Origin of the sequence: Enterobacter sp. TCD1-1 (genome assembly GCF_020567405.1) — a bacterium.
Classification (GTDB): Bacteria; Pseudomonadota; Gammaproteobacteria; order Enterobacterales; family Enterobacteriaceae; genus Enterobacter; species Enterobacter quasiroggenkampii.
This window is the reverse complement of sequence record NZ_JAJCXF010000001.1, coordinates 1413433-1437201: the sequence shown is the minus strand read 5'-3', so window position 1 is coordinate 1437201 and position 23769 is coordinate 1413433. Positions and strand designations below refer to the sequence as shown.

Below are 23769 nucleotides of genomic sequence, written 5' to 3'. Positions count from 1 at the left end.
ATTGCTTTAGGAAAACATTATGAATAACGCCCTGTATAACCAGATACGGATCTTTCAGAGCATTGCACGTGAGGGCAATATTTCGGCAGCCGCAAGAAAACTGGAAATTACGCCTCCCTCCGTCAGCAATGCGCTTAAGCTGCTGGAAGATCATATCGGCCATCCGCTTTTTGTGCGTACGACCCGCCGTATTGAGCTGACGGAAACTGGGCAGCTGTTGCTGGAACAGACCGCTGCGGCGGTGGAGTCGCTGGAACATTCGCTTGAAAGCATTCGCGACCAGAATCAGGAGCCCTCTGGTATCGTGCGAATCACGCTCTCGCGTTTTGCCTATCTGTTAATTCTTAAACCTGCAATGGCGAAATTCTGTCAGCAATATCCGGGTATACAGCTTGAAATTTCGGTTTACGACGGTACCGTGAATGTTATCGAAGAGCGTTTTGATCTTGGGATCCGTTTTGGCGATATCCTCGAAGGTGGGGTGGTGGCGCGGCCGTTAATGAAACCCTTTCGTGAAGGGTTATATGCATCCTCAGCTTATATCAGCGAGCATGGAATGCCCGAGGTGCCGGCTGACCTCAGTCAACACAAGCTAATTGGCTACCGTTTTATTACTAACAACCGCATCCTTCCGTTGATTCTGAACGATCGCGGAGAGCAGTTGACGGTTGAGATGCCCGGGCAGTTAATCAGCAACGATATTGACGTTATGGCAGACGGGATCCGTAACGGCCTGGGAATCGGACGTTTGTTTGAACCCATCTTGCAGTTACAGCCGGACAGGGAGCGCTTTATACCCGTGATGGAGAGCTACTGGAAAACCTACCCGCCAGTGTATCTCTATTACCCCAAAAACGCGGGTAAAACGAAAAGAGTGAAGGCCCTGATTGATTTTCTGATATCCGCTACGGGACGATAAAGACGATAACGCCTCGTTCAGTATGGAAGCGCTATTTCACAACCCCAGCGGCCTGGCCTCCTGTATGAACTCTATCAGAAGGCGAAGCCCGGTCGGCAATTGCCGGCGGCTTGAATAATAGATATGAAAACCTTCCTCCAGCGGGGACCACTCCGTAAGCACCAGGCGGAGCCGGCCATCCTTCACATAGGGTGCAACAAGAGGCTCCGGAAAATACATCAGGCCGGCTCCGCCTAATACGGCCACAAGGCCCGTTTCAGCCTGATTGACCGTCACAGAGCCAGGCACACTGATTTGGTACGTTTCGCCGTCTCGCTCAAGTTCCCAGCGATAAATCCGATCGTCGCCGAGACGATTGCTTATACAGCGATGGTGTAATAAATCATCCGGATGTTCAGGCGTTCCGCAGCGTTCAAGGTAGTCGGGGGATGCTGCGATAACCCAGCGAATATCGGCAGATAAACGCCGGGCAACCATGTCTTCCGGGACGGTGCCACCATAGCGGATACCGGCATCGAAGCCCGCATCAGTGACGTCAACCATACGGTTGCTGGCCACAATATCGATTTCAATATCGGGATAGCGATCCATAAACGCGGGCATAACTGGCGCAAGCAAAAGATTGGCCGCTTCAACGGCAGCATTGATGCGGATACGTCCGGTAGGGGTATTACGATACCGGTTAAGCGATTCAAGCGCGCCTTCTATCTTGTCGAAAGGCTGAAGGACAGACTGAACCAGTTCTTCACCTGCAGCCGTAGGTGTAACGCTCTTCGTCGTGCGATTAAGGAGGCGAACACCGAGCCGGGTTTCCAGCCCCTTCAGGGCATGACTAAGCGCTGATGCACTCACACCTAATTCAATCGCCGCACGGCTGAAACTGCGATGACGTGCAATAGCCATGAAATAAATGAGATCGGCGACATCCGCTCTGCTTATTTGCATACAGAATCGTTTTCCTTGTGCGTTAAGGCCCGAATGTATTGATACGGAAATGATATACACCATAGACCGATTAGCGCTAATCCGTTGCTGAATTTATTTCACAAGTCCATCCACTCATCGCCTCTCACTGAACACGTTGTGCTTCGTTATTCTTGAAAATTATGCGCTCTGGCCGTCGGTCAGGGCGGAATATTCACCTAACGGAGCCGTGTATGAACTATACGCATCTTGGCCGCACCGGCCTGAAAGTCAGCCGCCTTTGTCTCGGAACCATGAATTTTGGTGACGTCACCGACGAGAAAACCAGCGCCCGCATTCTGGATGAAGCGCTTGAGGCAGGTATAAATTTCATTGATACAGCAGACGTGTATGGCACCGAACAATCACCCGATATCCAGCAAGGCTCGGGGCTGTCCGAAGAGATTATTGGTCGCTGGATCCAGCAGGGTGGACGCCGTGACCGTATCGTTCTGGCGACGAAAGTCTATCAGCCAATGGGGCCAGGTCCGAATGATCGCCGTCTTTCTGCTTACCATATTCGCAAGGCCTGCGAGGACAGTTTGCGACGGCTTAAGACCGACCATATTGACGTCTATCAGATGCATCACATCGATCGCTATACGCCATGGGAAGAGATCTGGCAGGCCATGGAACTCCTTGTTCAGCAGGGAAAAGTGCTTTATATCGGTAGCAGCAATTTCGCAGGCTGGGACATTGCGACTGCGCAGTCAGTTGCTACGGCCCGTCATTCCCTTGGCCTTGTCGCCGAGCAAAGTCTCTACAATCTGACTGCCCGAACTGTTGAGCTGGAGGTCATTCCCGCATGCCGCCATTTTGGCCTGGGATTGATCCCCTGGAGCCCACTTGCCGGAGGGTTGCTTGGGGGCGCACTGAAAAAGATGGCAAGCGGGCGCCGTGCAAGGCCCGCGTTTGCCCGTCTAATTGAACAACACCGTCCTCAGCTGGAAGCCTACGAAGGATTATGTGAGGACCTCGGCGAAACCCCTTCCGATGTGGCGCTTGCGTGGCTCCTGCAGAATCCTGTCGTTACTGCTCCACTTATCGGGCCTCGTACGGTCGAACAACTCCATCAGGCGCTTCACGCAACGACAATCACGCTATCAGACGACACCATGAGCTGTCTCGACGAAATCTGGCCCGGACCCGGGGGAGAAGCGCCCCAGGCTTATGCCTGGTAATCACCGTATGTAGGGTGGTCGCGCAGATCCGTTAACCGAAAGTCAGTATGATAAAAGTTAAACCTTTACTGGGGGACCCGGCAACGCCGGGCCAGGGTAGGGCATTAACAGTCCTGTATTGCTGAAGGCGGCGTGAGTGAAGGTGGCGTATCCGGAAGTGGGGGAATGATCCCGTCGACGGGGTGCGGCAGATAGTGTGCCTCGAGTTCCGTGATTTCTGCATCGCTAAGTGAAAAGTCCAGCGCGCTGATAGCCGTGGAAAGATGTTCTGGTTTCGTCGCGCCGATGATCGGTGCTGTGATGACCGTTTTTGATAGCAACCAGGCAATTGCAACATGGGCTCTTGGCACATCGTGCTTTTCAGCAATTCTGGCAACAACATCAACAACGGGCTTATCCAGCAGGGCTGCGTTCTCATACATTTTTAACGCAAAGGCATCGTTTTGCGTTCGTCGGGACGTGACACTCCAGTCGCGCGTGAGCCTGCCGCGTGCCATCGGACTCCAGGGGATCACACCAACGCCCTGGTCTTCACACAGGGGCAGCATCTCGCGCTCTTCTTCCCGGTAAAGCAGGTTGTATTGCGGTTGCATCGTAATAAATCGGGACCAGCCGTTACGCTCTGCAGTATGCTGCATTTTTGCAAAGCGCCAGGCTTCCATAGATGATGCGCCGATGTAACGTACTTTTCCTGATTTAACGAGGTCATGCAGAGCCTCCATGGTCTCTTCAACAGGCGTGGAGTGGTCAAAGCGGTGAATTTGAAAGAGATCCACATAATCCATACCTAAGCGCATCAAGCTATCGTCAATAGACTGAAAAATGGCCTTGCGGGAAAGAAACCCGGTATTGGGTGAGTTGCGCCACGGAAAGAAGGTCTTTGTCGCCACAACGATCTCGTCGCGTCTGGCCAGTTCTCTCAGCGCTTTTCCTGTGATCTCTTCAGAACTTCCGCCAGAGTAGATATTTGCGGTATCAAAAAAATTAATGCCAGCTTCAAGCGCCTGACGAATGAGCGGACGTGACGCTTTTTCATCCAGGGACCAGGGTTGAGGCAAACGTTCGGGGTCACCATAGCTCATACAACCGAGACAAAGACGGGAGACTTTCAAACCGCTACGACCCAGATTCACATACTTCATTCGATGTTCCTTCTTTTATTACCAGCAATTCTGTATGCGACAGGTTATTGCACTGGTATGAAGGGGACCAGCATCTGCTATCGAATGGTGCTGTGAGTTTTTCTCACAAATGGTTTGTTATCGACGGTGGATTTTATCGAGAAGGGAGGACACCAACGTACTAATTTCTGGAGCTGCATGAGAGCACCATGGAGAATAGACCTATAAATTCAATTTAACATAATATACATTATGCGCACCAATATATGATTCCTCAAAATCTGGATGTATTCGGTCGTAATTGTCCTGGACCATTCCGAGCTCGTGCAGTCGCCTTTTCACGCGTTCATGCTGACATGATACCCACACAACCCAACATCTGCGTTTACACATGGTTGAAAGACGTTTGATATACTTCAGCCTTTGACCACTGCTGCCGTAAACTTATGGAAATTGAATTAGATAAAAGTGTCAGAGAAAGGATTTTCCACGCGGTCATTTTTGAAGTGACGGCTAACGTTATCATCGCGCTGTCGCTTGCCTGGCTGATGAACGTGTCGGTACTCCAGTCAGGCTCGCTGTCCGTGATATCCGCGCTAACCGCCACGGCCTGGAATTTTGTGTTTAACAAACTCTTTGACTCTCTTCAGAAAACATACCGATTTGAAAGAACATTTCTGGTCCGCGCGCTCCATGCGGCCTGTTTTGAAGTTGGCCTTATCATAACGTTAATTCCTGTGGCAATGGTGATGCTGAATTTAACGGTGACGGAGGCTTTTTTTGTAGAGATCGGTCTTGTACTGTTTTTCCTGCCGTACACGATGCTGTTTAACTGGCTCTACGACTACCTGCGCTGGACATTTGTTGGGCGGAAACGGTCTGCTCTGTAGCGAGACATCTGTCACATAGGCACGCCCTTGATCATATTCGACTCCTCTCACCTTCTATACTCTTCATTTCTCTATCTCTTTTGAGGAGTCGATAATGTTTGACCATGTTAAATTCGGCGTCAGCGATTATGAAAAAAGTAAAACCTTCTTCCTTGAGGCGCTTCGCCCGCTTGGTGTGGAACTCATTGATGAAGGCGCGCCAGATTACGGTGTTGAAATGAGCGCTGGCGACGTTTCACTTTGCCTTTTCCAGACAAATGATAAACCTGCGCCTCTGCACCTGGCGTTTGTGGCTACTACACGTCAGCAGGTTGATGATTTTTACCACGCCGCGCTGCGCGTTGGCGGACGTGATAACGGCGGGCCGGGATTACGTCCGTACGGTGAAAATTATTATGCCGCTTTTGTCATCTCACCTGATGGTCATAACATCGAGGCCGTGTGCCATGCACCGGAGAGCCGGTAGCACAACGCCTTTGTCAAAATGCTCATGCGACTTTGTGCACGATATTGCACGAAGCGTTGTATTTCAGGCCGGTAATGGCGTAAGGTATCCTCTGTAAATGTGCAGTTTCATGCAATAACGCTGACAGAGGTATTAATGACACAACAGTTGATTTTAATTGCCGGTCCCTATCGCAGCGGAACCGATGGTGTTCAGGCGCGAATTGACGAGAATCTGGCGCGTCTCGAAAACGCAGCATTAGCCGTTTACCAGCGTGGCCACATCCCGGTCATTGGTGAATGGCTTGCTTTGCCGCTGGCAAAAGCCGCTGGCTCAAAAACGGTGGGTGATGAAATCAGCGAAGCGATGCTGTACCCCGTTGCTCACCGGCTCATCGCAAAATGCGATGCGATTTATCGTATTGCCGGTGCGTCTAAAGGTGCCGATATGGACATTGAAGTAGCCAGAAAATATGGTCTCAGCGTGTATACCGCGCTTGAGAACATTCCAGAAGCGTAAGCCTGGACGCCAGCCAGCCTGACGTTAAAGGCTGGTTGTCAGAGGCGGTCACGATCTGAGGTCAGCACGACGGATACCCCCTTTTCCGATACCGCGCGGATCCAATCCTTATCCGTACCGTCTTCAACGACGATGGTATTCACTGAAGATACATCGCCAATCACAAACGACGACGCGGTGTTGATCTTTTCCGGAGACGCCAGAACGACCGTTTCCGCGGCTCTGCCGGAAAATGCACGTTTGATGCATGCCTCTTCGAAATCACCGGTTGTCAGCCCCGCATCGGGATGAATACCGGTCACCCCCATAAAGAACAGGTCTGCATGGATATTTTCTATGCCTTCGATGGCCGCAGCACCGACCGCAACAATCGAGTGTTTATACAAGCGTCCGCCGATTAAAATCACCTCAATGGAAGGATGATCAACGAGCCCCAGAGCAATACTTGGGCTGTGCGTCACCACGGTGATGCGTAAGTCAGGAGGGAAAAATGTAATCAGCTCCGAGGTAGTCGTGCCACCGTCGACAATCACCACCTGGCCTGATGAAATCAGCTGTGCTCCTTTCCGGGCCACCCTTTTTTTCGCATCCATCCTCACGGATTGCCGTTCTGCAAACGGAGCTATAGCGGAAGATGACGGCAGCGCGCCGCCATGAACACGCTGCAAACGCCCTTCTGCCGCCAGCTCGCGCAGATCGCGCCGGATGGTGTCTTCAGAGACGTCAAAGAGAATGCTGAGCGCTTTTGACTGGACCTGGCCTTCGGCATCCAGCTTTTCAAGGATCAATTGTTTTCGCTGACTGGTGAGCATCATGAATTCCTGATGTTGCATGTTTTATCTTGAATATGCATGATATTGCTGTTTATGATCATTACTCTACGTAAGGAGGAACAATCGTGCAATCAAAACGTGCAGATGTGCGCATCATCGACAGTGAAACCCTTTCTGACAACTGGTACATCCTTAAAAAATATACCTTTGACCTCCAGCGGCGTGATGGCGAATGGCAACGGCAGCATCGGGAAGTCTATGACCGTGGCAACGGCGCGACGATTCTTCTCTATAACCGTGAGAAAAAGACGGTGATCCTGACGCGTCAGTTCCGCTTCCCTGTCTTTATCAACGGCCACCAGGACGATTTAATTGAAGCTGCCGCGGGATTGCTGGACAACATGGATCCCGAAAGCCGCATAAAAGCAGAAGCGGAAGAAGAGACCGGCTTTCACGTTTCGCGCGTGCAGAAAATCTTTGAAGCCTATATGAGCCCAGGCTCCGTCACGGAAAAACTCTATTTTTATCTTGCAGAGTACCAGCCAGATGACAGAACCGGCGCAGGCGGTGGGATCAAGGCCGAGGGGGAAGATATCGATGTGCTGGAAATGACGCTTGAAGAGGCATTACGCAGCATTGAAACGGGCAAGATTGTCGACGGTAAAACCATCATGCTGCTTTATCATGTTGCCCTGAAAGGTATTCTGTAACCTACTGGTTTACATCCTGATTTGAAGGCGCATGAAATCGGTACGCTTGTGCGCTACCCGGATGAAAAGCGGAAAACCTCCTAAATTTTGCAGCCTACTATATTTAGTGAGCGATTCCGAAATTCGATAAAATCATCAACTATTCCCTCAGTCACCTGCATTTATCATTCAAAAATGCCAAACGTTCACGAGGCTGCCTGCTGAGGTAGCCTGTCTTATCGGTTGTCTGGATTAAAATGCGACTCGCTACAGATAACGAAGCATATTATACTTGGTCCTCCACTCGAACAGGAGGCAGCAACTCACGTGAAGGATACATATTACAACGACATAACGATCAACACGCAAATTCAGAGTGAGCTGGACGCGTTTTTTGAGGATTTCAAAGGGATCGTCTTCGCCTACGCTATTATGAACAAGAAAGATCCTTCACAGATGAGGATACTCAATAATAGCCCCGAGTGGTTTAATATCTATCTTGAAAGAAAATATCAGTTCATTGACCCTGTCATTATTCGGGCTTTGCGCTGTGTTGACGATTTTTTCTGGGAAAGTGATGTCGTCCTGTCGGATGGTTACAACCTGACACGCATTTTCGACGAAAGTGTCCAGTATGATATTTACCAGGGACAGACGTTTCCTCTGCATGACTATCTGAATAATCTTGTGGTCTTATCCGTCATCAGTCCTAAGCATTCTGGCATTGACATAGAGAAATATCGACCGCAATTTCTACGCTTCCTTGTTCAGTTACATCAGAAGACACTCAACCTTTATAGTCAGCATCAGCAGAAGAAGAATGTTTTCTTATCGCCACGCGAGCGCCAAATCCTTAAATGGGTCAGCGCCGGGAAAACGTACGCAGAAATTGCGGTTATTTTGTCTATTGCTGAGCGCACCGTCAAATTTCACATGGGCAATATAATGAAAAAACTCGGTGTAAATAATGCCAGACACGCAATAAAACTTGGAACGGAACTCCGGTTACTGGAGGACTGAGCCTCAGCCACTGGTTATAAATGGCGTAAATGCTCGAGCATTTCGCGAAGCCAGTGACTGGATTTATCTTTGCTAATAATGTCTTCAATAATGCTGGGGCTGGCAGGCATATAAATATAATAAATAACCTCCCCTTTTTCAGAAACACCGCGCTGAATTACTTCAACTTTCCAGTTTGCATGGCGAAATATGGCATACATACCACGACTGGCTACTGCGTACATCCCGTGATATTTTTTCTTTAGGCAATAAATATTCATTGCAAGAAACAATGCTTTACTGGCGGGCACGCCCTGCAGACTTGCAGAGTCTCGTGTTTCTTTATCTAAAAATAAGCGACTCACTTCACAGCAGGGAACATCTGCTGGAAAAACAATGGGATTATCGAAATAGTTGTGAAAGATCTCGCTTATCATTGTCGGCTGCGTTGCGTTAATAAATCGCGCGCCGCATAACAGCTGTCCATCATACATCCCCAGCAAGTATGTCGTGTTATGAGAATCAAACTGATCCTTTTCCATACCTTCGATGCATTCCACTTTCCAGTCGAGTCGGTCCCGAAAAGTTTTTCTTCTGAGTCGGTAGAGTTCGTGTGCTAATGCTGGTGGTAAATCATCGTAGTCGTGTAAAAAAAATTCAATGACAGAATTCATGCTCTTGTTCCTGATAATAACACCTGAAACTATTATCACCTGTCTTTAAGGACAGCTTTCATTGTGCCGCATATTCCCTATACTTAAAAAGTACCTGACCACGAAGTTCTCGCAAAACTAGGCGGTCAGGAGGTCAAAGACCTACGAAACACCAGGGATATACCCATCGATGATTATCTAATATTTAAAGTTTCGGGTACAGAGCATAAGAAGCACTTTGCCTATAAAATATTAAAAAACAATAATCACAAAATAATTACAATAAAAACATTGCCCCTTAATCTTTTAAGGGGTAATATTTCCGTTTGCTTATTTTTTCTACCTTCCCTTCGTTTTACTGACTCTGCTGATTTCATCTGCCCAAAACCCTCGTCGGTACCGCTTAACAGACATCTGCCTGTGCTATTCTTGCTGAATCATGTAAGACGGAGAATTGATGATGGCCGACTGGAACCCTTCTCTTTACCTGCAATTTGGCGCAGAAAGAACGCGTCCAGCCGCCGAATTGCTCGCCAGAATTCCTCTGGATGAGGCTGCGACTATCGCCGATCTGGGCTGCGGTCCGGGCAACAGCACGGCGCTGTTGAAGCATCGCTGGCCTTCTGCGCACATCACCGGGGTCGATAACTCCCCTGCTATGCTTGAGGAAGCACGCGCCGCCTTACCTGACTGCCACTTTGTTGAGGCCGATATCCGGCAGTACAAGCCTGGTCAGCCGCTGAGCCTGATTTATGCCAACGCGTCGCTGCAATGGGTTCCGGACCATTATGATCTCCTGCCGCATCTTGTCTCCCTGCTTAAGTTAAATGGCGTGCTGGCGATCCAGATGCCCGACAACTGGCTGGAACCCACTCATGTGGCGATGCGTGAAGTGGCGCTGGAGCAAGACTACCCAGACCGGGGCCGCGAACCTCTGCCGGGCGTACATGCTTATTACGATATTCTGTCGGAGGCTGGCTGTGACGTGGATATCTGGCGGACAACCTATTATCACAAAATGAGCTCTCATCAGGCCATTATTGACTGGGTAAGCGCCACCGGCCTGCGGCCCTGGCTCCAGGAACTGAATGAGAGCGAACAGAAACGTTTCCTGAAACGCTACCATGAACTGCTGGAAGAGCAGTATCCGCTGCAGGAAAACGGGCAGATACTGCTGGCTTTTCCTCGGTTGTTTATCGTGGCTCAACGCCAGCCCTGATCCGATTACAGGCGGGCTTCTTTGAGCAACTGCTGGATAACCTTTTCCTGCTGCGCATAATCCCCCTCGCCAAAGGCGGTATAGCGCAGCTGCCCTTTGGCATCAAAGTAGTAATGCGCTGGCCAGTACTGGTTGCCGAACGCATTCCAGATTTGATAGTTGTTATCCGTCACGACCCGATACGGCAGTTGCCACTTTTTCACCGCATTTTTAACCGACGAAAGCGGTTTTTCCCAGGGGTATTCCGGGGTGTGAACCCCAATCACCACCAGACCCTGCGATTGATACTTTGTAGCCCACTCCCGCACATGAGGGAGCGTATGCTGGCAATTAATGCAGTCCCAGGTCCAGAAATCAATCAGAACAACCTTCCCTCGCAAGGATTCAGACGTGACAGGGTCACCGTTAATCCATCCTGTTCCACCGCTTAGCGAAGGCAGCTGGCTGCTGGGCTCAGCGATCGCCACCGGCTGGAGCTTCACCGTCGCGGTTGTGGGTTTTGCCAGGTTTAAGAGCGCGGTCTCAAGACGGTCTGCGACGCCGTTAACGCCTTTCAGCAACGAGGTCATCCCCGTCGCATTCAGGACGACTGCCGCTAACATCGCCACCCCCGCCCCCTGACGCAGCTTCGCCATGAGTGCCGATTTTGCTCTCAGCGGGGTCATTAGCGTGCGGCCTCCCATGATGAGTAATCCCAGCATCAGCGCGCATCCGCTGCCATAGGCAGCCAGCAGTGCGCCGGTGGTAATGGCGGAATGCCCCGCAATGTTAATGCTGAAGATCGCTCCCAGGATGGGGCCCGCGCAGGGAGACCAGAGCAGTCCTACCGCAAGCCCGGCCAGAAAAGCCGATGCCATTCCGCGCGTTTGCCCGCTTCGGGTGTTGAGGACATTTCCCGCGCTGACGGCCGGACCGGCAATACGCTGGGCGAAAGACGGGAAAATTAAGGCCAGCGCGGCGGTGGCCAGAATGACGAGCGCGATCCAGCGCCCAACAATGGTCGCCTCTGTTATCCACTCACTGGCGACGGTGACGACCATCGCCACCAGGGTGAACATCACGACCATCCCTGCGAGCAGGGCCAAAATATGTCGTCGTTGCCCCTGAAAACCGGCAAACAGGAGTGGAATAACCGGGAGCGTACATGGGCTGAGCAGGCTTATCATCCCGCCCAGAAAAGCGATTAACAGAAACATAATGACCTCACATTACACGTCCTGCGACACTGCAGTGAGGCTATTTCATCGTCCTGATGTGTTCAGGATATGTGTAAACGCGCGGTTTTTGTCTGGTTCTGTATCACCCAGGCCAGGAGATACAAAGCCGTACAATTTTATGAACGACGCGGTAGCGTAATGGCGACATCCAGTCCGCCTCCGGCGCGGTTCGCCAGCCTGAGTTTGCCGTCCAGCTGTGCGGTCAGCTGCGCGGCAATCGCCAGGCCGAGACCTGTCCCGCCGGTATCGCGATTACGCGAGGTTTCAACCCGATAAAACGGCTGCAGAACCGCCTCCAGTTCGGCTTCGGGTATTCCCGGCCCGTCGTCCACAATGTGAATCACCACCTCTTCGGCAGACGAAATATCAATAGCAATGACGGCACCGCCGCCGAACTTAAGCGCATTATCCAGCAGGTTAGTCATCACTCTACGAAGCGCCTGTGGACGCGTGATGATGGGCAGGCGGGTTTCGCTTGCCTGAAACTGCACGTTTTTACCAATGTCCTGATAATCGCTGGCGATGCTGTTGACCCAGGCGTTCAGCTCCAGCTTCAGCGACGTTTCCTCCAGTGATTCTGATGACCGGGCATACGCGATACCCTCCCGCACCAGACGAGACATGCTATCAAGATCATTGAGGAGCTTGTCGCGTAGTTCCGGTTCCCCGGCCATTTCGACACGCAGCTTCATGCGAGTAATGGGCGTCTGGAGATCGTGGGAAATCGAGGCCAGGATCTGTGCGCGTTCCCGGAGATAAGACTGAATGCGCGCCTGCATGGCGTTGAAGGCATGCGCTGCCCGCTGCACCTCAAGCGGCCCCTTTTCCGTCATTGGCGTGCTGGCCGCCGGATCCAGCGCATCCACCGCGCGGGTAAAGTGTGAAAAAGGCCGTACCACCTGCCGCACGGCGACCCAGGCGCAGACGGCCACAACCAGCAGCTGCAAAACGAGAACGATCGGGAGCCAGCTGGCGACGGGCGGCATGCGCGGGATCAGGTCAATGCTCAGCGGCGCGCCATCGCGTAACGTAAGATGGGCCTGAATATGTGAAATGGCGCCGGGAACCGCGGTAAAGCTAAGCGGGTAATGCGCGGCAAGCGTCGCTTTTAAGGTTCGGATAGCATCTTGCGAACGCTTATCCGTCGGCGCTGCGCCGGGTTCTCCTGTGCCCAGAATATAACGATAGTTACCTCGTTCAAGTCGAGGCAGCCAGGCGGCGCGTTCGCTGGCCGGTAAGCGGTCTAAAATGGCGACGCTGGTTGCGACATCGTTTTCCAGATTACCGAGCATCACCGTGCGCGCGCTGTGCATGCGTTCAGTCATGACCAGCGTCAGGCTCAGGGCGTTAGCCAGCAGCAAACCGGACAGTACGACGATCAGCAAACGGGCCAGCAAAGAGCGTGGCCAGAGCGTCATTCGTTAACCTCTTTGATGGTCACCGGCATCGTAAAGACGTAACCTTCGCTGCGCACGGTTTTGATATAGGCGGGCGTGCGGGCATCTTCATTGAGACGCTGGCGAACCCGGCTTACCAGCAGATCGACAGAACGTTCAAACAGTTCGGCGTCACGACCCTGCGTCAGATTGAGCAATTGGTCACGGGTCAGCACGCGTTGCGGATGGTCCAGGAAAACGCGCAGCAGACGATACTCCGCCCCACTGAGTGCCACAATCACCCCTTCCGGGTCGATTAAGTGGCGAGCAACGGTATCGAGCTGCCATTCACCGAACATCACCAGCCGCCCTGCTTCTGTCACCTGTAGATTGGGCGGCATCGTGCGAAAACGCCGTAAAATCGCTTTGATGCGTGCCAGAAGCTCACGGGCGACAAACGGCTTCACCACGTAGTCATCCGCCCCCATCTCCAGACCCAGGATCCTGTCCGTCTCCTCATTGCGCGCCGTCAGCATCAGGATGGGCAGATCTTTATGTTTGCCGCTGCGTAGCTGCCGGCATAGCGTGAGACCGTCATCGCCGGGCATCATGACGTCCAGCACCACCAGGTCGATATGTTGTTTATCCAGTACGCTACGCATCTCTTTGCCGTTGGCCGCGCCCGTCGCGCGATAGCCAGACTTACCGAGATAATCGACAATCAGTTCACGAATATCCCTGTCGTCATCGACGACAAGGATGTGGTCAATATGTTCCACCGAACTCTCCAGACCGAAGGGTAACGTACTGAAAATAGCACATTTCACAGCTTATCCGCGTCGATAACTGCCTTGACGAAATCCTGTGGATCTTCCTGAGGCGGGTTATGCCCCACGGTTGCGCCGAAGGTGCGGTGCTCATATTTGCCGGTAAATTTAGCTGCATAGGCCTGCGGTGCCGGATGCGGCGCGCCGTTGTTGCCGCCTTCGATGGTGATCGTTGGGACGGTGATATTCGGCAGCGTGGCCAGTTTTTGCTCGTAGCGGTCGTATTTACGCTCGCCTTTTTCCAGCCCTAAACGCCAGCGATAATTACTGAGCGTCACCGCGACGTGGTCCGGATTATCGAGGGATTTGGCGCTGGCGTTAAAGACCGCATCGCTAAATTTCCAGTCAGGCGAGGCCTGCGACCAGATTAAGCGCGCAAAGTCATGCGTGTTTTTGGCATAGCCTTCAGCACCGCGCGCGGTGGCGAAATAGAACTGATACCACCACTGCTGCTCTGCTTTTGGCGGCAGCGGCTGTTTGCCAATCTGCTGGCTGCTGATGAGATACCCGCTCACCGACACCAGTGATTTTACGCGCTCAGGCCACAGCGCCGCGACGATATCCGCCGTCCGGGCGCCCCAGTCATATCCTGCAAATACCGCCTGCCTGATATTCAGGGCATCCATCAGATTAACGATATCTTTCGCCATCGCCGAGGGCTGGCCGTTGCGCGGTGTGTTTGCTGACAGGAAACGCGTGGTACCGTAGCCGCGCAGAGACGGCACAATGACCCGGTACCCTTTTGCCGCCAGTGCGGGTGCAACCTCGGCATAGCTGTGAATATCGTAGGGCCAGCCATGCAGTAAAATAACCGGCTGACCGTCTTTCGGGCCAATGTCGACATAACCGACATTCAGATCGCCGGCATTAATTTGCTGAGGATGTTCAAAGGCTGCGGCGACGTTTGTGCCGGTGACTTCGGCCTGACAGGACATCACGGTGCCAAGCGAAACGGTCAGTGCGAGGGTTGAGTAAGCAAGTTTGCTGAACATGTTGGTATCTCCGGTTGAGTACAATTCACGGGGATATCACAACACCTCAATGTATAGCGGATATGTGCGAAAGCGGGTTTATTGCAAGCCTGTGTATGTATCCGGGACGCTGATACAGTGTGATACAAACACAGGCGCTGTAGTTTTAGAGGGAGAGACGATAGCGGACGTAATCGTCAGCTTCACCATATTTGTCATAGAGTTTACGCGCCGGGTTGTTTTCCCGGGTGACCCAGTACAGTTTCGACCACCCTTCGCGCTTGCCTTCGTCAATCAGAGCGTCCATGAGCGCCTTACCGGCTCCCGCCCCGCGTTCGGCAGCATCAACAAACAGATCTTCCAGGTAGCAGATGGGCGCGGTTGACCAGGTGCCTTCATGCAGAACACACATTGCGAAACCGATGACCTTTTCGTCCTTCTCCACGACCCGGCAGAACATCGATGAATGCGCTGAGAGCGCCCTTTCCCACGTCGCTGCGGTGACGGATTCCTCGAGGAAGCAATCATAAAAATGGGTGTAACCATCCCACAGCGGTCGCCATTGGGAATAGTCCTCTGCGCGTAAAGGTCTTACCGTAACTGCCATGTTTTCCTCACATTACAGGTCAATTGCCATTTCAAAACAGCGTAAATCAGCCCCCGCCATACGCGAATGATGATTATGTTCTCTCAGCGTAACAAACCCAAGCTTCTGATAAAACGACTGGGCGTTAGGCGTCGCATCGAGCGTCAGGCGGGTTATCCCCCGGCTGCGGGCCTCGTGTTTGAGTGCCTCAATAATCCGGGTCGCCATGCCTTTACCGAAGGCTGCGGGCAAGGTGAAAATCGCCTCCAGGCAATGGGTATCCAGATCGAGATAGCCGCTTGCCGCAACATCGCCCTTTTCATCTTCAACCACGTAAAAAGGGTATTCAATGACCATCTGCCGATAGCGTTCGGGCATCAGATCAGGCGTCCAACGCGCAATGACCTCTGCGTCGTAACTGGTTTTACAGCCGTGACGAATCGCCTGGTTACGAATGTCCCAGAGTACTTCGGCTTCCTGCGGGTGGGCTCGTCTCAATGCCATAGTGACCTCTGCAAATGATAGTAGGATGGAAAAGTGAGCTTGCTGAGATAGAGTGCTATTGAGATGAAAATACCAGAACGCAAACAAAAGCATAACGCCTAAATAGGGAGATCCGCGCATGACGATACCGACGCTCACGACAGAACGTTTACTGCTGAAACCGCTGGTTGCGGAAGATGCCGTCCAGATACAAACGCTGTATCCGCGCTGGGAGATTGTCCGCTATATGGTCTCTTCCGTGCCCTGGCCCTATCCGGATAACGGCGCGGAAAACTATGTCAACAACGTGGCGCTGCCGGATATGGCGAAAGGGATTGCCTGGTTCTGGAGCATCCGGCGACGTGAGGTGCCGGATGAATTGATGGGCATTATTTGCCTGTACGACGTCGAGGATAACAACCGCGGGTTCTGGCTCGCGCCGGAGTTCCAGGGTCAGGGATTTATGCGCGAAGCCAGCATTGCCGCGACGGATTACTGGTTCAACACGCTAAACAAATCCGTTTTGCGGGCCCCGAAGGCCGCTGCTAACAGCCGCTCCCGTCGTATTTCGGACAGTAGCGGCATGCGGCTTATCAGGACGGAGAAGAAAGCCTACGTCAGCGGGATGCTGGACTCCGAGCTGTGGGAGATCACTCGCGACGAGTGGAACGCCCGTCAGGTCAGCTGATAGTGCTTATCCGGCACCAGCCTTTCCGGAATATTCTCTTCGTCGTTCATCTGCAGCAGATCGCGTTCCATCATGTTGCAGATGGCGTCCAGCGGCAGGTCGTTATCTTCTGTGCCAAACGGGTCTTCCAGCTCTTCCGCCAGGGTGTCCAGCGAGATAAAGGTGTATGAAATCAGCGCCGAGACAAAGGGCGTCATGTAATGCAGATCCACAACAAGCGCAAACGGCAGCATGATGCAGAACAGATAGACCGTACGGTGCAAAATCAGCGTGTAGGCAAACGGTACTGGCGTGGTCGCAATGCGCTCGCAGCCGGACAGGACGATGGACATATCGTTCAGACGGTTGTTCAGGCTGTGAAACAGGATGTCCGAGAGTTGCCCGTTACGTCGCCGCACGGCCAGCCACTCCCCCATGATCAGTAAAATACGGTTCGCGGGCGCACTGGCCTTCATCACCTGACGTAAATCATCCGGAGAAAGATAGCGAGAGAGTTGCTCTGCGTTCAGCTCCCGGCGCAGGGTCATCCGCAGGCAGTTGGCAAAAGCAATCTGCAGTCGCACGAATTCGCCGAGGTGCTTATCGTCAGGCAAGGTGTTTTTTACCTCGCGAAACAGCGAGCGTGCCGCTATCATCAACTGCCCCCAGAGCAGGCGAGCCTCAACGTAGCGCGAATAACAGGCGTTGTTTCGGAAACCCAAAAAGATAGCGATCGCCACGCCGAGAATGCTGAATGGCGCCACGGTAAATTTGATGCCCAGCGAGGTATACCACGGCAACATCAGGATAACGGCAATAGAAAGCAGGAAATTGAGCAGCAATCGGGTATAGATCTTAGGCAGTACCGAACCGTGCCAGACAAAAATCAGTTGTAGCCAGTGCTGTTTAGGACGAACGATCATAGTGAGTTTCAGGAAAGAAAAGAGCGAGGCTATTAAACGAGATCCCCGTCACCGTTGCAAGCTTGTTAACGGGACATTGCATTTTCTCCCCTGATTAGCGAAATCCGCACAGTGCTGCATGTGCTTTTTAAAACAAAGCCAATAGTATGTTGTAACTAAATAGATCGTATTCAAACCCGGCCGAAGCCGGGTGAACGCATTAGCAAAGCGGTTTAACCGCAGCGCGCATGCCCTTCAGCAGAATGGCATCCAGGTCCAGCGTGACCTGGTCGACAAGCCCACTCACCTGCGTCAAGTCCTGCTCCCAGTGTTCGCGTGCGCTGAGTACGGACTGTACCAGCTCACGGGTGCTCAACTGCCGATCGCGGTGCTGTGCCCAGAGCTGCTGATAGCGTTCCAGCCAGCACGCATCATCCTGCACCGGATAGCTCTCCCCGTCACGCTCCGCGCGGTAGAACGCGATCAACGCGGCTAAGGCAAACGTCAGACGTGCCGGTAATTGCCCCGTTGCCTTCTGCCCTGCCAGCAGCTGCGGCAGGATGCGGGTACGGTATTTGGTCATACCGTTAAGCGCAATGGATAGCAGCTGGTGTCTGATGTAAGGGTTACGAAAACGCCCAGTCACCGCACTGGCGAAAGATTCCAGCTCGTTACGCGGCAAATCGAGGACCGGAATGATCTCCTGATAAATTGCTTTTTCGACGAACGCGCAGATCTCCGCATCATTCATCGCCTCGCCTACCGTATCCAGCCCGGCCTGGAAGGCGACCGGCACCAGCGCCGTATGCGCCCCGTTCAGAATGGCAACCTTGCGTTCTTTGTAGGGCCTGATGTCGTCGACAATCCGTACATTTAGCGGGTACTTATCCAGACGAAGTTCGCGGGCAAGGGATGCAGGTCCCTGAATAACAAACAGATAGAAGTGTTCGGCCGTGTCCAGGAACCCATCGTGATAACCCAGCTCAGCTTCAAGCGCAGCCGCTTCGTCACGTGGATAACCCGTCACGATACGGTCAACCAGCGTCGAGCAGAAGCTGTTGGCGTCATTGAGCCACTGAATAAAGGCGGCGGGCAGCGCCCACTCCTGCGCATAGCGCAAGACGAGTTCACGCAGTGCGTCACCGTTGTAGTCAATCAACTCGCAGGGAATGATGATCCAGCCCTTGTCAGCCGCACCGTTGAAGTGGCTAAAGCGCTCAAACAGCAGACGCGTCAGCTTCGCCGGATAGCTCACCGCAGGGGCATCGTCGAACCGGTCACCCTCGTGGTAGCTGATACCCGCTTCGGTGGTATTCGAGAAAACAAAGCGCATATCCGGATTGTGTGCCAGCTTCAGGAACGCGTCATACTGGTCGTAGACGTCGATTTCCCGGTTAACGGAGCGGATAAGCCGGCTTGCGCTCACCGCCTCACCCTTCTCATTCAGACCGCGAATGAGCGTGGTATAGAGACCGTCCTGCGTATTCACTGACGGCGGGAAGTCGCTCTGAATCGGACGGACGATAACCACGCCGGCGTTAAGATCGGTATGTTCGTTTAACAGGTCAATTTGCCAGTCGACAAACGCGCGCAGGAAGTTGCCTTCACCAAACTGAATGATGCGTTCGGGATAAAGAGCACCGGGAAAATCGCGACGGTTGAGCGTGTTCACAAGAGGTTCCTTTTATGATTAGTCATACAGCCTGATAAGATTGGTACGATAACTTATCAAAACTTAACGACCAGAAACCCTGTTTTGATCAATACGTCGCGTAGTTGTGCAGAAAAATTATAAGAACTTATAAAACACGGACGTGGATGTCATGGCACCGTCCGGCATCAGGGCATAGCGCGGGATCTCACCAACCTTTTGCCAGCCGGCACGCTGGTAGAAAGTCTCGGCCCCGCTGCCGGTGGAGGTATCGAGCACCAGCACCGAAATCTCTCTGGCTCTGGCCTCAGCTTCCAGCGCTTCCATCAATGCCATCGCGGCCCCTTTCCGGCGCGCTTTCTCGTGAACCAGCAGCTTCGCCACATCGGCGCGATGCGGCTGGTTTTCCGGCTGATCTGTGATCAGCTGCACCGTTCCGATGACGCCGTCCTGCGCATCGACGCAGGCAAGCACCAGTCGCTCGCCACGCGCGACGCTTTCGGCAATACCGCGCCAGAAAATACTGGCCTTATCCAGGCCATAAGGAAGCATAAAGCTGACGGATGCCCCGCCGTTTACGCAGTTTTCGAGGATCCCGGCCAGCGCATCAAGATGGGTGAGGATCTCTTCCCGGGTGAGATTTTTGATTTGCAGTGAGGTATTCATTGTTTTTCCTTACGTTGAATACACTCACTTTGTATTTAACAACTTATTAACGCAAGCGGATCGGACATAGGCTTTTGTTATGTCACCGGGCGCGCTGGCGCTGCTGTTTCATGGCGTACATCTTTTCATCGGCATCTTTTAACCACTGCTGCAGGTCGTTGCCGCTATGATCGAATTCGCTAAGCCCCCATGAGAACTGAAGCGACCAGGGATGCAGCTTGCGGGCGTTATAGTGTTCCACCTGCTCAGCGAGATACTGCATGGCAATCCAGGCCCCTTGCTCATCCGTATCCGCAAACAGCACGGCGAACTCGTCCCCGCCAAAACGCACCAGCAGATCCGCTTCACGGAAAGAAGCACGCATCAGTTGCGCCATGACTTTCAGCGCCTTATCGCCCTCTTCATGCCCGTAGCGATCGTTAATCTCCTTAAAGCGATCCAAATCCAGCCAGCCGAGCGTGAGCGGCTCAGCCCGGCGCCGGGCAACAGAAAGCGTGAACCGCACCAGCTGATTAAAGCCCCGACGGTTGAATAAACCCGTTAATTCATCCGTTGTCGCCGCGCTGATAGCGGCAAACTCATCTTCAGCCAGCGCGCCAAGATCCCCCAGCACGGCGAGATCGGCCGCTGAAAACTCCCTGGGCGCGTAGTCAATCAGGCAGAGCGAGCCCACGCTCGCGCCGTCACGCAGGCGCAGCGGGAAGCCCGCGTAAAAACGCACGCGAGGTTCACCGGCCACCAGCGGATTATCCGCAAAACGATCGTCCTGCAGCATGTCTCCCACCACCAGCGGTGCTTCGGTGAGGATCGTATGGCCACAAAACGAAATGTTACGCGGTACGGAATTGGGTGCCTGCCCGTCGGCCGACTTCACAATCAGTGAATGCTCATCAATCAGATTGACCATCGCCAGCGGCACCTGGAAGAAGCGCTTTGCCAGACGTGTTAACCGGTCAAACGCCGGGGAGCTGTCTATCTCAAGCAAACCGGATTCGCGCAGCGAGTTCAGTCTGTCTGTTTCATTTTCAGGGGTTGCAGGTGCTTTCATAATGTCTCCTGACGTAAAGCGTTACTAAAAGCGTAGCTTAAACAGAGACATTGTCAGTGTTCGAACATCCTGTTAAGCCGCTTGCTATTCACGTCAATGCCTTATGACGATTAACGCAGCTATATTTCACTCCCGGAGGTCGCGGCAACCTGCTCGTCCGACATCCGGGCACTGGTACGATTTCGACCCGCTTTTTTTGAACGATAAAGATGATCGTCCGCTTCGGCCATCAACGTGTTGAAGACCTCGGTCAACTGCCATGACTCAGACTTTCCGCTTCCGAGACCAATACTGACCGTCAGGTAGAGCGTCTGGTGGCGCCACGTAAAAGGATGGCTGGCGACGGTGGTTCTGATACGCTCCGCCAGTTCATAACCGTTTTGCGCATTACCAGAGTTTACCACCACCGCGAACTCTTCCCCGCCCATTCGCGCAACCATGCCGTCTTCGCCGACAACCTGTTGGACCTGTCTGGCAAATGACGCCAGCACGCGGTCACCACACTCGTGACCATAGTTATCATTAATGCTTTTAAAGTAATCGATATCCAGCAGCATGACGGTCAGAAAACGCGAGTGCCGGTGTGTCTCTTCGTGTTTTAACGCCTCATAAAGCCCGGAACGCGAGTAAACATGCGTTAAGAAGTCATAATCCGCCCGCAGGGAAACCTGACGGATCAGGGAATTAATGGCAGCCATGCTGACGGAGACCATCACCGGACAGATCGCCATCGTGGCAATACCCAGCCGGGCAGAAAACATCATTGGGGTGGTAAACGGCGTCGCCACGGCAATATTAATCACCGAGTTGGCGACCAGAATAATTTCAATGGCGCCCGTGACAAACGTCAGCAAGCAGGTCACAGGCAATGGGTAGCGTACCGCACACCAGATAAGCGCAGGCAGAGGAAAAGAGAGGCTCCCCGCTCCGCCGATCACCACCGACGCGACCACCGAGACAATCAGCGCAATAACCGGTAGCAACTGCTCCAGACGCAACCTGAATTCGCGCACGGGCATGCCCAGCGTGAGCATACACGGCACAACAAGCACGCCGGTTGAGAACTGCTCGCTAAACCAGTCGGCAAACAACGGCCAGAAGGTGTGACTGTCAATCCCGACCGAACCTACCGCGCCGAGCAACGCGCACAGCAGCGCGGCGATCAGACAGTAGTTGAACAGGCGTAATGCGTTAAGCGGATCGGGGGTTTTCTTCATCAGCCGCTTGTCACGCTGAACCAGCACGGCCACAACGACGATAAAGACCATGTTAGACAGGTTGATCACCACGGAGGCCATCCCCCAGCTGGTCGTGACCGCGTCGTACAACAGCATCGCGACATAGGATACCGCATAGTAATGCAGGCGATTCAGGAAAGCATAACGGGCAAAGATCCCTGCCATCACGCCATTGAGTGGCCAGAACAGCGACAAGGCCTCCACGAGACGTAATTCCGCGCCCACAAAATAGAACAAGGTGGTGAGAATAAAGATCGTCGATGCATTTCGCAGCGGCGTGTCAGGCTGGAACGGTCTGAAAGCGGTAAGAGCAGAACGCATTAAATATCATTCCATATGAAAGCTTATGGCAATTATTGCGGTCGTCAGCACGATCGAAGCTCACTTAAGATGCATCTATAACACAAATACAGCGGGATCATAACTCGTCAAATTTAGGCGTTCATCTGCAGTACCAGCCAGTGGTGAATGACGCTGACGATATACTGCTGCTGCTGCGCGGTGAGCTGAACACCAGGTGGAATATTATGCCATTTTGCCAGGCAGCCCCGACAACAGGTGGCGGTAGCATGCTGGGCGATAAACACCGGGTGACCGCGCATGGGCGTCTGTTTCCCGTCGTTTGCAGGTTGTGCAGGGGCAAGACGCTTTTCAACAAAATCCGCGGCATGCTGGTCAATGGTATCCGGGCCTTTGTCCCAGCAGTACTGCCGTTCCTTACCGCCTAAGCGAAAGCGCGAGCGAAACGTCGATCGCGCCAGACGGGAAAAAAGAGGATCCAGGTCAGACATCAGTAGACTGAACGTCCCATACGCTGGGTCAGTTTCTCCAGAACCGCCACACCGGCAAGCGAATTTCCGGTTTCATCCAGCTCGGGGCTCCAGACCGCAATCGCCATTTCATGCGGCACAATAGCCACGACTCCGCCACCGACGCCTGATTTAGCCGGGAGACCAACGCGCCAGGCAAACTCGCCGGCGTTTTGATACATCCCGCTGGTCGCCATCAGCGCGTTAACCTGGCGTGCCTGCAGAGGTGAAACCACCTCCTGATCGAGATGCGGCGCGTGCCCCTGATGCGCCAGGAACAGGAACGTCTGAGCCAGCTCAACGCAGCTCATCTTCAGGGCGCAGTAATGGAAGTAGTTTTGCAGGACGGTCGCCACGTCGTTATGGAAATTGCCGAAGGATTTCATCAGCCACGCGATGGCCGCGTTACGGGCGGAGTGTTCAAATTCCGAGCGGGCCACCACCGGATCGTAGGCAATGTCGTCGACGCCCGAAAGCTGGCGCACGATCTCCAGCATTCGCTGACGCGGCGCGCTGAGGCGGCTTTGCAGCATATCGCAGACCACCAGCGCCCCGGCGTTGATAAAGGGATTTCGCGGTTTACCCTGTTCTATCTCGAGCTGAAGCAGCGAGTTAAAAGGCTGGCCGGACGGATCTTTGCCCACCCGCTGCCAGATCTCGTCTTCTTCATACTGGCGCATCGCCGCAACCAGACTGAGCACTTTCGAAATGGACTGAATGGAAAAACGTTCTGTTGCATCCCCTGCCTGGTATCGCTGTCCGTCGATGGTACAGATAGCAATGCCCAGCTTATTCCCGCTGACCGAGGCAAGGGCCGGAATATAGTCGGCAACCTTCCCCTTTCCAATTAACGGACGAACCTGCGCCAGAATCTCGTCCAACATCTCATTATGGATGACCGCAGCCACACTTTGCTCCTTGCCCTCAGGCTAAAACGGGCTGCGAGTATAACAGAGG

At 53.2% G+C, this 23769-nt stretch carries 26 protein-coding genes; 9 read left to right on the top strand and 17 right to left on the bottom strand.

The annotated features are described in order from the left end of the window. The first annotated feature begins 19 nt into the window (after positions 1–19). Positions 20–919 carry a LysR family transcriptional regulator gene (locus LJA86_RS06945; RefSeq protein WP_045617329.1) on the top strand — a complete coding sequence of 300 codons (900 nt, stop codon included), beginning with the start codon at positions 20–22 and terminating at the stop codon, positions 917–919. Positions 920–955: 36 nt separating this feature from the next. Here the strand turns inward: LJA86_RS06945 and LJA86_RS06940 are convergent, their stop codons facing one another. Beyond that, positions 956–1864, bottom strand: coding sequence for a LysR family transcriptional regulator (locus tag LJA86_RS06940; protein WP_229225876.1), 909 nt, complete (start codon positions 1862–1864; stop codon positions 956–958). Between the two features lie 212 nt (positions 1865–2076). Here LJA86_RS06940 and LJA86_RS06935 point away from each other — a divergent pair, with 212 nt between their 5' ends. Next, positions 2077–3063: an aldo/keto reductase gene (locus tag LJA86_RS06935; protein WP_048030452.1), complete on the top strand. Its 987-nt coding sequence runs from the start codon at positions 2077–2079 to the stop codon at positions 3061–3063. Between the two features lie 104 nt (positions 3064–3167). Here LJA86_RS06935 and LJA86_RS06930 read toward each other — a convergent pair whose 3' ends face one another. Continuing rightward, a complete protein-coding gene (locus LJA86_RS06930) occupies positions 3168–4205 on the bottom strand; it encodes an aldo/keto reductase (RefSeq protein WP_229225875.1) in 1038 nt (345 codons plus the stop codon). Positions 4206–4630: 425 nt separating this feature from the next. Between LJA86_RS06930 and LJA86_RS06925 the strand changes: the two genes are divergently transcribed. From LJA86_RS06925 to LJA86_RS06915, 3 genes are all read left to right on the top strand, one after another. Then, complete coding sequence (locus LJA86_RS06925) at positions 4631–5074, top strand: PACE efflux transporter (RefSeq protein WP_196346338.1); 444 nt, start codon at positions 4631–4633, stop codon at positions 5072–5074. A gap of 94 nt (positions 5075–5168) precedes the next feature. Next, positions 5169–5540, top strand: a complete 372-nt coding sequence (locus LJA86_RS06920; protein WP_069719226.1) for a VOC family protein — start codon at positions 5169–5171, stop codon at positions 5538–5540. Between the two features lie 135 nt (positions 5541–5675). Then, complete coding sequence (locus LJA86_RS06915; protein WP_048223225.1) at positions 5676–6038, top strand: DUF4406 domain-containing protein; 363 nt, start codon at positions 5676–5678, stop codon at positions 6036–6038. Between the two features lie 38 nt (positions 6039–6076). Here the strand turns inward: LJA86_RS06915 and LJA86_RS06910 are convergent, their stop codons facing one another. Continuing rightward, positions 6077–6850, bottom strand: coding sequence for a DeoR/GlpR family DNA-binding transcription regulator (locus LJA86_RS06910; protein WP_229226250.1), 774 nt, complete (start codon positions 6848–6850; stop codon positions 6077–6079). A gap of 86 nt (positions 6851–6936) precedes the next feature. On the opposite strand from LJA86_RS06910, the gene LJA86_RS06905 reads away from it, so the two are divergent. After that, positions 6937–7521 carry an NUDIX domain-containing protein gene (locus LJA86_RS06905; protein WP_045910554.1) on the top strand — a complete coding sequence of 195 codons (585 nt, stop codon included), beginning with the start codon at positions 6937–6939 and terminating at the stop codon, positions 7519–7521. 306 nt (positions 7522–7827) lie between these two features. After that, on the top strand, positions 7828–8520 hold the full coding sequence (locus LJA86_RS06900; RefSeq protein WP_048030459.1) for a helix-turn-helix transcriptional regulator: 693 nt from the start codon (positions 7828–7830) through the stop codon (positions 8518–8520). A 14-nt stretch (positions 8521–8534) separates the two neighbouring features. On the opposite strand, the gene LJA86_RS06895 is transcribed toward LJA86_RS06900, so the two are convergent. Then, a complete protein-coding gene (locus LJA86_RS06895; protein WP_048223222.1) occupies positions 8535–9173 on the bottom strand; it encodes an acyl-homoserine-lactone synthase in 639 nt (212 codons plus the stop codon). Positions 9174–9612: 439 nt separating this feature from the next. On the opposite strand from LJA86_RS06895, the gene tam reads away from it, so the two are divergent. Then, on the top strand, positions 9613–10371 hold the full coding sequence (gene tam, locus LJA86_RS06890; RefSeq protein ID WP_048224425.1) for a trans-aconitate 2-methyltransferase: 759 nt from the start codon (positions 9613–9615) through the stop codon (positions 10369–10371). Positions 10372–10376: 5 nt separating this feature from the next. Here tam and LJA86_RS06885 read toward each other — a convergent pair whose 3' ends face one another. The 6 genes from LJA86_RS06885 to LJA86_RS06860 form a co-directional block, all read right to left on the bottom strand. Then, positions 10377–11567: a cytochrome c biogenesis protein/redoxin gene (locus tag LJA86_RS06885; RefSeq protein WP_229225874.1), complete on the bottom strand. Its 1191-nt coding sequence runs from the start codon at positions 11565–11567 to the stop codon at positions 10377–10379. A 137-nt stretch (positions 11568–11704) separates the two neighbouring features. Continuing rightward, a complete protein-coding gene (locus LJA86_RS06880) occupies positions 11705–13006 on the bottom strand; it encodes an ATP-binding protein (protein WP_229225873.1) in 1302 nt (433 codons plus the stop codon). Continuing rightward, positions 13003–13743 carry a response regulator gene (locus LJA86_RS06875; RefSeq protein WP_032647230.1) on the bottom strand — a complete coding sequence of 247 codons (741 nt, stop codon included), beginning with the start codon at positions 13741–13743 and terminating at the stop codon, positions 13003–13005. Before LJA86_RS06875 ends, LJA86_RS06880 begins: the two co-directional genes overlap by 4 nt. Before the next feature lie 44 nt (positions 13744–13787). Then, positions 13788–14783, bottom strand: a complete 996-nt coding sequence (locus tag LJA86_RS06870; protein ID WP_229225872.1) for an alpha/beta fold hydrolase — start codon at positions 14781–14783, stop codon at positions 13788–13790. 145 nt (positions 14784–14928) lie between these two features. Beyond that, complete coding sequence (locus tag LJA86_RS06865; protein WP_229225871.1) at positions 14929–15369, bottom strand: GNAT family N-acetyltransferase; 441 nt, start codon at positions 15367–15369, stop codon at positions 14929–14931. Between the two features lie 12 nt (positions 15370–15381). Beyond that, positions 15382–15852, bottom strand: a complete 471-nt coding sequence (locus LJA86_RS06860; RefSeq protein ID WP_223540504.1) for a GNAT family N-acetyltransferase — start codon at positions 15850–15852, stop codon at positions 15382–15384. A 118-nt stretch (positions 15853–15970) separates the two neighbouring features. On the opposite strand from LJA86_RS06860, the gene LJA86_RS06855 reads away from it, so the two are divergent. Next, entirely contained in the window at positions 15971–16519 is a 549-nt protein-coding gene (locus LJA86_RS06855; RefSeq protein ID WP_047075363.1) for a GNAT family N-acetyltransferase, read from the top strand. Here LJA86_RS06855 and LJA86_RS06850 read toward each other — a convergent pair. The 7 genes from LJA86_RS06850 to glsB form a co-directional block, all read right to left on the bottom strand. Then, positions 16507–17421: a bestrophin family protein gene (locus tag LJA86_RS06850; protein WP_111966668.1), complete on the bottom strand. Its 915-nt coding sequence runs from the start codon at positions 17419–17421 to the stop codon at positions 16507–16509. The two genes, LJA86_RS06855 and LJA86_RS06850, sit on opposite strands and share 13 nt — an antisense overlap. 199 nt (positions 17422–17620) lie before the next feature. Next, positions 17621–19072, bottom strand: a complete 1452-nt coding sequence (locus LJA86_RS06845) for a tagaturonate reductase (RefSeq protein WP_229225870.1) — start codon at positions 19070–19072, stop codon at positions 17621–17623. Between the two features lie 117 nt (positions 19073–19189). Next, the gene (locus LJA86_RS06840; protein ID WP_229225869.1) at positions 19190–19717 is read right to left on the bottom strand and encodes a GNAT family N-acetyltransferase; all 528 of its coding nucleotides are present in this window, start codon (positions 19715–19717) and stop codon (positions 19190–19192) included. Between the two features lie 82 nt (positions 19718–19799). Next, positions 19800–20765, bottom strand: a complete 966-nt coding sequence (locus LJA86_RS06835; RefSeq protein WP_229225868.1) for a sensor domain-containing diguanylate cyclase — start codon at positions 20763–20765, stop codon at positions 19800–19802. A gap of 119 nt (positions 20766–20884) precedes the next feature. After that, positions 20885–22324, bottom strand: coding sequence for a GGDEF domain-containing protein (locus tag LJA86_RS06830; RefSeq protein ID WP_196352263.1), 1440 nt, complete (start codon positions 22322–22324; stop codon positions 20885–20887). Between the two features lie 113 nt (positions 22325–22437). Next, positions 22438–22794: a DUF4186 domain-containing protein gene (locus LJA86_RS06825; protein WP_229225867.1), complete on the bottom strand. Its 357-nt coding sequence runs from the start codon at positions 22792–22794 to the stop codon at positions 22438–22440. After that, positions 22794–23720, bottom strand: a complete 927-nt coding sequence (gene glsB / locus LJA86_RS06820) for a glutaminase B (protein WP_045910537.1) — start codon at positions 23718–23720, stop codon at positions 22794–22796. Before glsB ends, LJA86_RS06825 begins: the two co-directional genes overlap by 1 nt. Positions 23721–23769 lie beyond the last annotated feature (49 nt).